The sequence below is a fragment of the Bradyrhizobium sp. Leo114 genome (assembly GCF_055229415.2).
Genome location: NZ_JBUYEN020000049.1, coordinates 39,971 through 48,681, shown reverse-complemented (window position 1 = coordinate 48,681; position 8,711 = coordinate 39,971). Strand labels below are relative to the sequence as shown.

15 protein-coding genes are annotated in these 8,711 nt (G+C 61.9%); 7 read left to right on the top strand and 8 right to left on the bottom strand.

From position 1 onward, the window contains the following. Positions 1-225: 225 nt before the first annotated feature. The 4 genes from ACZIRK_RS37105 to ACZIRK_RS37090 form a co-directional block, all read right to left on the bottom strand. Positions 226-705, bottom strand: a complete 480-nt coding sequence (locus ACZIRK_RS37105; RefSeq protein WP_474419206.1) for a DUF4262 domain-containing protein — start codon at positions 703-705, stop codon at positions 226-228. Between the two features lie 177 nt (positions 706-882). Further along, positions 883-1,227 (bottom strand): hypothetical protein, encoded by a 345-nt coding sequence (locus ACZIRK_RS37100; protein WP_474419205.1) that lies wholly within the window; start codon positions 1,225-1,227, stop codon positions 883-885. 232 nt (positions 1,228-1,459) lie between these two features. Beyond that, positions 1,460-1,684: a DUF6429 family protein gene (locus ACZIRK_RS37095; protein WP_474419204.1), complete on the bottom strand. Its 225-nt coding sequence runs from the start codon at positions 1,682-1,684 to the stop codon at positions 1,460-1,462. Positions 1,685-2,452: 768 nt separating this feature from the next. Continuing rightward, positions 2,453-2,893: a hypothetical protein gene (locus ACZIRK_RS37090; protein ID WP_474419203.1), complete on the bottom strand. Its 441-nt coding sequence runs from the start codon at positions 2,891-2,893 to the stop codon at positions 2,453-2,455. A 209-nt stretch (positions 2,894-3,102) separates the two neighbouring features. Between ACZIRK_RS37090 and ACZIRK_RS37085 the strand changes: the two genes are divergently transcribed. Beyond that, positions 3,103-3,870: an SDR family NAD(P)-dependent oxidoreductase gene (locus ACZIRK_RS37085; protein WP_474419202.1), complete on the top strand. Its 768-nt coding sequence runs from the start codon at positions 3,103-3,105 to the stop codon at positions 3,868-3,870. A gap of 161 nt (positions 3,871-4,031) precedes the next feature. Beyond that, the gene (locus ACZIRK_RS37080; protein ID WP_028166132.1) at positions 4,032-4,283 is read left to right on the top strand and encodes a helix-turn-helix domain-containing protein; all 252 of its coding nucleotides are present in this window, start codon (positions 4,032-4,034) and stop codon (positions 4,281-4,283) included. Positions 4,284-4,294: 11 nt separating this feature from the next. Here ACZIRK_RS37080 and ACZIRK_RS37075 read toward each other — a convergent pair whose 3' ends face one another. Next, a complete protein-coding gene (locus ACZIRK_RS37075; protein ID WP_474419201.1) occupies positions 4,295-4,537 on the bottom strand; it encodes a hypothetical protein in 243 nt (80 codons plus the stop codon). 160 nt (positions 4,538-4,697) lie between these two features. Here ACZIRK_RS37075 and ACZIRK_RS37070 point away from each other — a divergent pair, with 160 nt between their 5' ends. Continuing rightward, on the top strand, positions 4,698-5,207 hold the full coding sequence (locus ACZIRK_RS37070; RefSeq protein WP_474419200.1) for a collagen-like protein: 510 nt from the start codon (positions 4,698-4,700) through the stop codon (positions 5,205-5,207). Positions 5,208-5,244: 37 nt separating this feature from the next. Here ACZIRK_RS37070 and ACZIRK_RS37065 read toward each other — a convergent pair whose 3' ends face one another. After that, a complete protein-coding gene (locus tag ACZIRK_RS37065; protein ID WP_028166130.1) occupies positions 5,245-5,511 on the bottom strand; it encodes a DUF2277 domain-containing protein in 267 nt (88 codons plus the stop codon). A gap of 144 nt (positions 5,512-5,655) precedes the next feature. Here ACZIRK_RS37065 and ACZIRK_RS37060 point away from each other — a divergent pair, with 144 nt between their 5' ends. Together ACZIRK_RS37060 and ACZIRK_RS37055 are read left to right on the top strand one after the other, a co-directional pair. Next, a complete protein-coding gene (locus ACZIRK_RS37060; RefSeq protein WP_130582521.1) occupies positions 5,656-5,901 on the top strand; it encodes a DUF2188 domain-containing protein in 246 nt (81 codons plus the stop codon). 87 nt (positions 5,902-5,988) lie between these two features. Then, a complete protein-coding gene (locus tag ACZIRK_RS37055; RefSeq protein ID WP_474419199.1) occupies positions 5,989-6,594 on the top strand; it encodes a pyridoxamine 5'-phosphate oxidase family protein in 606 nt (201 codons plus the stop codon). Positions 6,595-6,651: 57 nt separating this feature from the next. Here ACZIRK_RS37055 and bfr read toward each other — a convergent pair whose 3' ends face one another. Then, positions 6,652-7,137 carry a bacterioferritin gene (gene bfr, locus ACZIRK_RS37050; protein WP_130229895.1) on the bottom strand — a complete coding sequence of 162 codons (486 nt, stop codon included), beginning with the start codon at positions 7,135-7,137 and terminating at the stop codon, positions 6,652-6,654. 134 nt (positions 7,138-7,271) lie between these two features. Next, on the bottom strand, positions 7,272-7,535 hold the full coding sequence (locus ACZIRK_RS37045) for a (2Fe-2S)-binding protein (protein WP_130229896.1): 264 nt from the start codon (positions 7,533-7,535) through the stop codon (positions 7,272-7,274). 270 nt (positions 7,536-7,805) lie between these two features. Between ACZIRK_RS37045 and ACZIRK_RS37040 the strand changes: the two genes are divergently transcribed. Both ACZIRK_RS37040 and ACZIRK_RS37035 read left to right on the top strand, forming a co-directional pair. Then, positions 7,806-8,129 (top strand): hypothetical protein, encoded by a 324-nt coding sequence (locus tag ACZIRK_RS37040; RefSeq protein ID WP_028166125.1) that lies wholly within the window; start codon positions 7,806-7,808, stop codon positions 8,127-8,129. Positions 8,130-8,362: 233 nt separating this feature from the next. Beyond that, a complete protein-coding gene (locus ACZIRK_RS37035) occupies positions 8,363-8,644 on the top strand; it encodes a hypothetical protein (RefSeq protein WP_130229897.1) in 282 nt (93 codons plus the stop codon). Positions 8,645-8,711 lie beyond the last annotated feature (67 nt).

The window sequence follows — 8,711 nt, the reverse complement described above, 5'->3', positions numbered from 1 at the left end:
ATTGGCCGACCGATCCTCTCCAACCCCATCAGGTGGCGGTCTTGCACCGACCCCGTACAGAAGCGAGACCCCGGCGAGCGGATGACGCAAAAAGGGATTGACTGAGCAAGGCCCGTTACAGAAGGGTAGGCAAAGGCGCGTCTATCGCGCCGTGCCCACCATTAAGCACTCCACCTGCAACGGTGGGCACGCTTGCTTTGCCACCCTACGCGGGCACTTCGCACCTCACGAGAAAGACTTCAACACGGGCTGATACTGCTTCAAGGCGGCGTCATGTCCGGTCTGCCAGGGGAAGTATCCCTCGCGATCTGGCCACACGATCTGCAGGCATGGAAACGGGCGCCGGCATTTGCGATAGAACCAAATCGCCGTTCCCAGATACGCGTCATACGCCTGCAGCGGCACCTCTGCGAATGCGACTTGGCGGTCCGTCAGGATATCATCGCAGATATCCCCGGCGGCGCAGCTCCGTCCTGCAGCCGCCCGGTCGCGAATATCATTGATGATCGAGGCAGAGTCGGAGGCCCGCAGGCCGAAGATCACCACCTCGGCGTGGCCATAGTTGAGGAACAGGCCAACCGAGAACGCATATTCCGGATTACCGTCCCGGATGCCCACGATATGGCATCCGTGCTTGCGAATATTGCGAATGATCGCCTTGTCCGCCTCGCCTTCGATGTCAGGCCATTTGAAGTCATCAAGCATCGGCATCTCTCGTTGAGAGGAGCTGTAAGGTGAAGGCGCGTCTATCGCGTCGTGCCACCATCAAAGACTCCGCTCGCAATGGTGGGCACACTGCGCTTTGCCTACGCTACATCGGACACGACCAGCGCGATGCGCTGCGCGCCGGATTCTTCTCCAAGTCGGGGCGCGCTTTGCCCGCTACGGCACGTTGATCTGCTTCGCGTGTGCGGCACCGACAACCTCGATTCCCTTGGTGCCGAGCGTGTGCGTAATGTCCAGCGCAATCTCGTAGGGCGCCTTGGTGGGAAGCCCGATGCCGCTCTGGCATCCGATCACCTCAATGCCCCAATAAACCGGCTGCTTGATATAAATCAGGGGATACAAATCCACCTTCATCGTCACCCAGGGCTTGGTGCCCCTGACGATGAGAATGAATGTCTTCGGGACAATGCCGGGAACAACCTGCGCCTCATCAAAATCTATCAAGCGGCAAGATGACGAGCGAGACAGGCCTTCAAATTCTTTCAATTGAGGCTCTTGCATGGGAAACTCCTCTTCGTACAAACAAACAATGATCAATTGAATGCAGCACCATAATACAATTTATAATTGTTAACAAGCTCCGTAACACGCGAGCCATTGCAGAAGCCGGACGAGCCTTGAAGGCGGAGGAACCGTAGGGTGAGTTAGCGCAGCGTAACCCACCATCTTTCTTCCCGCAGGCTCGGTGGGTTACGCTGCGCTAACCCACCCTACGAGAGCGCGGCGAAGTCCTTCATTCCTTGAACATCGTCTCGAAGAGCTGCTTTGCCCGATCACGTCCTTCCTGAGTGAACACGACGGACTTGGTCTTGCCCACGGGATCATGGATCATGCCTTTCTCGTGGAGCCGGCCGAGCACATCCCAATCGAAACCCTTCCATGCCCGATAGTCGTCGTGCAGGGTCAGATAGAGCAGCGCCAGCGCTGCATCGTCGATCTTGTCGGTGTTGAGCGGCATCGTAAACCTCGTGGAGCCAAGCTGGTGTTGCTGTCGTGAACGGCTTCACTGACTGCAACGACTGCGACAAGATAACCCGACGGGCAAATCACCAAAAGCCTGTCCAGACTATCAGCGAAAAATATTCCGCTTTCGCCGTCGGGCAAATCAGTGATTTAACTCCGCGCGTCTCACGGCGGATGAGGGGCGGCTCGCGATCGTCACGAACGTTGCAGTGAGATGCGGTGGACGTGAGGTGCGTGACTGACGAGCATACGCATCACGGACGGCGAAGTCGTGTGGTCCTGGCGCCCCGACGCTGGCGCTAAGCTCGCGAGCAGCACGAGCTGCCGCGGGTGACGGTGGCAAGAAAGCCCGGTCACCGGGGAGAGCACGAAATAAACCGTAACACCATCGCGCAGGGAAAGCCGGAATGCTTCGGTTGAACCTGTGGTCCTACCCCCGTGCTTTTTGTTGCACGGGACCCATGGGTGCAACCGGCACCCGGCTTTCCCTGCGCCCTCTGATGATTGAGAGGGTGAAACGAGATGCAAAGCTCGGACGCAAAGCGCCGCGAGAACGCGGACTCACATCTCCTCCGCTGTTTGAAATTTGAATCAGAACTCACAATGACAAAGGAGAGCGACGCGCTCCAATCCATCCCCGCACCCTGAGGAGGTCGCGGAGCGACCGTCTCGAAGGGCGAGGCCACCGCCGGGGCCTCATCCTTCGAGACGCGGCGAAGACGCCGCTCCTCAGGATGAGGGGCAAACGGCTCTCCGCGCCTCGCTACTTCATCGTGATCGCGAGCCCGCTCAAATCGGCATTCGCCATCAATCCGACCTGGTGGCCGGCGAGTTCGAGCACGGCGCCCTTCTGGTTGGTGAGCACGATGGCGCGGGCGCCGCCGCCGATCGCAAGGCCGGCGCCGGCTGCGCCGTAGACACCGGCGACATCGGAGGGACGATTGATGTTGCTGACGCGGCCGCGCAGCACCGTCTTCGAGCCGCCGAACACCAGGCCGTAGTCGAGGCCGCCGACCGACAGCGGATATCTGCGCCCGTGAAAATTCAACACGCCGCCACCGCCGGAGCCGCCGATGATCCAGCCTGCCTTGTAGATCGTGAGCGAGACAGTGCCGCTGTCGGCATGGGCAGCCGAGGAGAGAATGGCGCCGGCGAAAGCGGACAGCGCGAGGAGCGCGGCGCGAAAGGCGGATGGCAGTTTCATATCAAGGTCTCCGGGATTTTCTTGGAAAGCATCAATGGCGACAGATCGATTCGCACATTGCGAAGTGTAGCGCGGATGCAGGATGGAGCGAGAATCTGTAGGGTGGACAAAGCCAACGGGGCGCGTTCGCGCGACCCGTTGGCTTTGCCCTCCCTACAAAATGGATTAGCCTCTCCACGGCGTCCAACAACAAGCAAGAGGAAACATCTATGGCCCTTCTCGAAAATCATATCGCCGTCATCACCGGCGGAGGCTCCGGTATCGGCCGCGCGATCGCGGCCGGCTATGCGCGCGAAGGCGCTCGCGTCGTGCTGCTCGATGTCAACGAGAGCCCGGCGGCGGAAGTGGCGAGGGAGATCCGCGACGCCGGCGGGAAGGCCGACAGCTTTGCGCTCGACGTCACCAGGCGCGAGGATTGCATCGCGCTTGCAAAAGAGATTTCCGGCAAGATCGGACAGGTCACGATCCTCGTCAACAATGCCGGGATTACGCGACGCAACGGCATGCTCGGCGCGGACGAGGCTGTCATCAAGGATTGGGAAGACATCATCGCGATCAACCTCACCGGCGTCTTCAACGTGACGCATGCGTTCCTGCCGCAGATCCGTGCGGCGCAAGGACGCATCGTCAATATCGGATCGATCCAGTCCTTCGTGCATGTGCGCACGCCGAGCTCGCCCGCCTACACGGCCTCAAAGCACGGCGTGCTCGGCTTCACCCGCGCGCTCGCCGCCGAGCTCGGCAAGGAAGGCGTGCGCGTCAACGCGATCGGCCCCGGCTTCATCGAGACGCCGCTGAACGCCCAGACGCGTGCGAGCAATCCGGAGCTCGTGAAGAGCTTCATCGCGCACACGCCGCTCGGCCGCGCCGGCAAGGCGGAGGATATCGTGGGACCGGCGATCTTCCTCGCCTCCGACCTCTCGGCCTATGTCACGGGATCGATCGTGATGGTGGATGGCGGCTACCGGACGGTGTGAGCATGGCGCATGCGAGAACCCACGCGCAAATGTGGATGGTGGCGATCGCGTTAATCGTTTGTTAACCATCTGCGGCCACCGTCTCGCGCGGGCAAGGGGTTTGTTCGTTCTCGATGTTTCCGATTCGCGATGTTGCGAACGGGCGTTGCTCGGGAGGTGTCATGTCCTATGTGTCCACGCAGCCCCTGCCGGAGATTCCGGCGTCCTCACTGGCCCCCAACGAAATCGTGCCGCTCCTGATCGGAGCCACCGTCGGCGAGGTCGAGCGCGAGCTGGTGCTGCAAACCCTGATCCGCTGCAATGGCAACCGCACGCGCGCCGCGCGCGTGCTCGGCGTTTCCGTGCGCACGCTGCGCAACAAGATCAGGAGCTATTCGGCCGACGGCATCGAGGTGCCCGCGCCGAACGATTAGTCGGAATTGCCTCAAGTGTGCGATCGCGTGCTTCTCACCCAGGCGCCGAGCGTGATGACGAACGAGATCACCGCTACGCTTCCCGCGATCAGCACGATCGCTCGCAGCACGAAAGCGGTCTCCACCAGCAACAGCGGCTGCGGCTCCTCGGCATAGGCGATCGGCACGACGTCGGGCACAAGGAGCTGTTCGGCGCCCAAGGCAATCGCGAACAGGACCAGCGAGAGCAAGAAGATCTTCCAGCCTGCGTTCATGGCTTCGCTCCCGTCCCGCCAGCCACACGCCCGAGGATGCCATGCCGCGCGATCGCATCATTGATGTTGATCAATGCGGCAATGGCGGCTCGCGGAATTGAAGCGGTCGTCAAACGCCGCTAAAAAACGCGCGGGCGCAATTTTATTTCGGAGTGCAGCAGTGGCCGATGATGCTTCCAGCCGGCGCGGAGCAGCGGGCGCGCCGGGCCCACGCGGCCGGCCCGGCGAACAAGGGCGGCCGGGACCGCAGGGACATCCCGGCCGGCGCGGCCCCGATGGCGCGCGCGGCAAGCCCGGCCCGCAAGGCAAGCCGGGAGCGCAGGGCAAACCTGGTGCGCAAGGGAAACCTGGTGCGCAAGGCAAGCGCGGTGAACCGGGTCCGCAGGGAGCGCCCGGCCTGCAAGGTCCCGCCGGACCGCAGGGACCTGCCGGTCCGCGCGGCGAGCCGGGCCCGCCCGGGCAATTGCCGTCGATCGAACAGGTGATGCCGTGGCTTCACATGATCTTCGACGCCTGGGAGGACTACCGCCGCCAGCGCGAGCAGGAGGCGGCCGAGCGCGAAGCATTGGCTGCGGCCGTGGCCGAGCAGCCCGACAGCCTCGAGGATCCCGATGAGGATGACGAGGATCGCAAGGACAAGAAAAAGAAGAAGCACAAGGACAAGAAATAGGCCGCGCGTCGATCGCGCAGGTCACGCCCGCCGCAGCTCACCCGAACCGCAGGCGCGAGCGCTCCTTGGCCTTCTCCGCCTCGATCTCGCGGTCGCGCGCCGGTGCCGTGGTGTGTAGCGAGACGAGAAGCCGGCGTGCGGCGTCTGAGACCTCGGCGACCGCGCGATCGAAGGCGGCTTCATTGGCCTGCGACGGCTTGTTGAAGCCGGACAGTTTGCGCACGAATTGCAGTGCGGAAGCGTGGATCTCGTCCTCGGTCGCAGGCGGCTCGAAATTGAACAGCGTCTTGATATTACGGCACATGCTTTGCTCCTGTCACCGGCGGCCCGGGCCCGTTGCCTGCCCTAAGGACGATTGGTCGATGGAAATTCCGACATCATCGCCTATTCTGTCATGAAAGCGCCGGTGGCTTCACCCTTCCAGTGTCAACCATGAAGCGAGTTCCCGATGAGCCATGTGATCTACAAGATCGTCGAGCATGACGGCGGCTGGGCCTACACCGTAGACGGTGTGTTTTCCGAACCGTTCGCGACCCATGCCGCTGCGCTGGCCGCCGCCCGGCGTGTGGCGGCAGAGCAGCGCGTGCCGGGCCGCACCGAGGCGATCGAGTATGAAACCCCTGACGGGCAATGGCACACCGAGACCGCCGCCGGCAGCGACCGCCCCGAGACTGATGTCGAGGACCGCGGCTGAGAATGAGCATGCCTCTTTCAGCGCGGGATGACGGCGGAATTTCGCGATGATACGCTTGTCACAAATACGACATCCGGAGGACCGACCGTGACCGACCTTGCCGCTGCCGACCTCGCCTCGATCTATCAAAAACCGACTGCGCGCGTGATCGCGAAGGCGCGGCCGGAGATCGATGTGCATGCGAGGAAGTTCATCGGCATGTCGCCGTTCTGCGTGCTGGCGACCTCCGGCTCCGACGGCAGCGTCGATGCCTCGCCGCGCGGCGGCAATCCGGGCTTCGTCAGCGTCGCCTCGCCAAACCTGTTGTTGATGCCGGACCGCTCCGGCAACAACCGCATCGACAGCTTCCGGAACATCGTCGCGGGCTCAGGCTTCGTGCAGCTTATCTTCTTCGTGCCGGGGATCGACGAGACGCTGCGTGTCGGCGGCAAGGGACGCCTCTCGGCTGATCCGGAGCTATTGGCCTCGATGGTGGAATTCGGCAAGCCGCCGCGCGCGGTGCTTCGCATCGACGTGACGGAAGCCTATTTCCACTGCGGCAAGGCCTTGATGCGCTCGAAACTGTGGTCGGCGGACACGCGCGTCGAGCGCAAGGTATTTCCGAGCATCAGCCAAGTGATCCACGACCAGACCACGCTCGGCGAGCCCGAAAGCCAGGCGGTGGTGGAAGAGCGCTACAAGACGCAGCTCTGATACGATGGCGCGTGTCACCCTCCTCTTTCAGAGGAGGGTGGAAAGCCCCGGCAGTCCTCAGTGCTCGCTCTCGAGGTGGCCGACGTGCTTCTGGGTGTAGAGCTCAAGGCCGATACGCTTGATCAGATCGAGCTGGGTCTCGAGGAAATCGATGTGGTGCTCCTCGTCCTTCATCAGGTCCTCGAACAGGTCGCGGCTCACATAGTCCTTGACGCCGTGGCAATAGGTGGCGGCCTCCTGGTAGAGCAAGCGAGCACCGACCTCGGCGGCGAGATCGCACTCGATGATCTCCTGGACGTTCTGACCGATCCGCAAGGGATCGAGCACCTGCATGTTGGGGAAGCCGTCGAGGAACAAAATGCGGTCCGTGAAGCGGTCGGCGTGGTGCATCTCCTCGATCGATTCCTTGCGCCAGACCTTGGCCATCTCCAGGAGGCCCCAGTTGTTCAGGATGCGATAGTGAAGCCAGTACTGGTTGATCGCCGTGAGTTCGCTGCGCAGGCCCTTGTTGAGATATTCGATGACCTTAGGGTCGCCCTGCATAGTCCACTCCAAATGTTTAAAGGCCCAAAGCGGGCCCGATTCCAACTTTAGAACGCTTCTAAATCAGATTATGAACAAGAGCAACCCTCCTCTGGGAGGGCATCTGCGAAGAGATCTGGGGAAATCCCGGCGGCTCAGCAGGCGGCCAACGCGAACTCTGTCTTGGCGACGTCGTCGACGGCCTCATGGCTGTGCGGGCAGCCGGCACAGCAGGCCTTGGCACATGGGCCAAGCGCCTCGTCGATGATGGTCTTGATGGTACGGGCGCAGCGCCCGCATTCGGCACTGCAGCCGAGGCAGCCATAAAGCTGCTTGGCATTCCGCGGCAACGACCCGCTGACGCTCACCGCATTGCGGACGTCATGGTCGCTGAGGACGTTGCAGGAACAAACGATCATCGAAAAGGCGGGTCCGGTCGGTGATGCTGACCTAAGAGATATTGAAGGCGAGCAAGCGACGCAAAAGGAAAAACGGGAATTTGAAGCAATTCCAAACTGATGACGGAGGTAAATTGGAATGAATCTAAGTGTGATCCGCGTCATCGCACGGCACGCCGGTCATCACTTCTCGGGCGATCCGCTGCGGCGTTCATTGATCGTTACGGGGAAATGTGGAACTCTGGTCAGGACCAGTGCCCCAAAGTGGATGACTTGAAGAAAGGTGAGGCCATGAGGAAGACATTGCTCGGATTTGCCGCCATTGCATTGGCTGGCGCGCTCGTGGCGGCACCTCCTCCGGCGCATGCGCAGCGCGGCGTTGCCGCGGGCGTCGCGGCCGGACTTATCGGTGGAGCCCTGATCGGCGGGGCGATCGCTTCGCAGAACGGGTACTACGGTCCCGGTTACTCCTACGGTCCCGGGTATTCCTACGCTCCTGGCCCCGGCTATTACGTCGCCGACCCCTACGAGTACGGGCCGCCCTGCGCCTGGCAGCGCCAGCGCTTCTGGGACGGCTATGGCTGGCGGGTGCGCAACGTGCGCGTCTGCTATTAACGCGCATTCACCTTCATTAAATCTCGCACAGGATGCCGGAAAACCACCGCTTTTCCGGAAGCTGAACGGCGAATGGCCAGAAAAAACCGTTTTTTTCAGGCCATTAGCGCGCTGACGTTTACTTTCGATTGACTGTTGTGCGCTCTTTTTGCGAGACGGGATTTCGAAACCAGCGTGCGAGTCATCGTTAAACCCGGCGTCGGCTGAAGGCGCCATCCAGGAGAGCCCAAGACATGAAGAAGACATTAGCTGCCTTCGTCGCGGTCGCAACGATTGCCGGTTCGCTGGCTGTCGCGCCGGCCGCCAAGGCCGGAGACGGCCAGATCGCAGCCGGCGTGGCCGGTGGCCTGATTGGCGGCGCCCTGCTCGGTGGCGCGATTGCTGCGAGCCGTCCGGCTCCGGTCTATGTCGCACCGGCGCCGGTCTACGTTGAAGAAGCTCCGTGCCGCATGATTCGCGAGCGCTTCTGGGACGGCTACGGCTGGCGTTTCCGTCGCGTTCAGGTTTGCGACTAAGCTGACCCGGCGGGTAAAGACCCACCAAATTCAAAACCCGGCCCTTTGCGGCCGGGTTTTTGTTTGT

Coding starts and splice junctions, on each gene's coding strand:
- bfr (WP_130229895.1), bottom strand. CDS start 7,137: ATGCAGGGCGACCCTAAGGTCATCGAATATCTCAACAAGGGCCTGCGC.
- ACZIRK_RS37095 (WP_474419204.1), bottom strand. CDS start 1,684: ATGCCGCTCAACACCGACAAGATCGACGATGCAGCGCTGGCGCTGCTC.
- ACZIRK_RS37065 (WP_028166130.1), bottom strand. CDS start 5,511: ATGTGCCGTAATATCAAGACGCTGTTCAATTTCGAGCCGCCTGCGACC.
- ACZIRK_RS37090 (WP_474419203.1), bottom strand. CDS start 2,893: ATGAAACTGCCATCCGCCTTTCGCGCCGCGCTCCTCGCGCTGTCCGCT.
- ACZIRK_RS37060 (WP_130582521.1), top strand. CDS start 5,656: ATGAGCCATGTGATCTACAAGATCGTCGAGCATGACGGCGGCTGGGCC.
- ACZIRK_RS37105 (WP_474419206.1), bottom strand. CDS start 705: ATGCTTGATGACTTCAAATGGCCTGACATCGAAGGCGAGGCGGACAAG.
- ACZIRK_RS37035 (WP_130229897.1), top strand. CDS start 8,363: ATGAAGAAGACATTAGCTGCCTTCGTCGCGGTCGCAACGATTGCCGGT.
- ACZIRK_RS37085 (WP_474419202.1), top strand. CDS start 3,103: ATGGCCCTTCTCGAAAATCATATCGCCGTCATCACCGGCGGAGGCTCC.
- ACZIRK_RS37080 (WP_028166132.1), top strand. CDS start 4,032: ATGTCCTATGTGTCCACGCAGCCCCTGCCGGAGATTCCGGCGTCCTCA.
- ACZIRK_RS37045 (WP_130229896.1), bottom strand. CDS start 7,535: ATGATCGTTTGTTCCTGCAACGTCCTCAGCGACCATGACGTCCGCAAT.
- ACZIRK_RS37040 (WP_028166125.1), top strand. CDS start 7,806: ATGAGGAAGACATTGCTCGGATTTGCCGCCATTGCATTGGCTGGCGCG.
- ACZIRK_RS37075 (WP_474419201.1), bottom strand. CDS start 4,537: ATGAACGCAGGCTGGAAGATCTTCTTGCTCTCGCTGGTCCTGTTCGCG.
- ACZIRK_RS37100 (WP_474419205.1), bottom strand. CDS start 1,227: ATGCAAGAGCCTCAATTGAAAGAATTTGAAGGCCTGTCTCGCTCGTCA.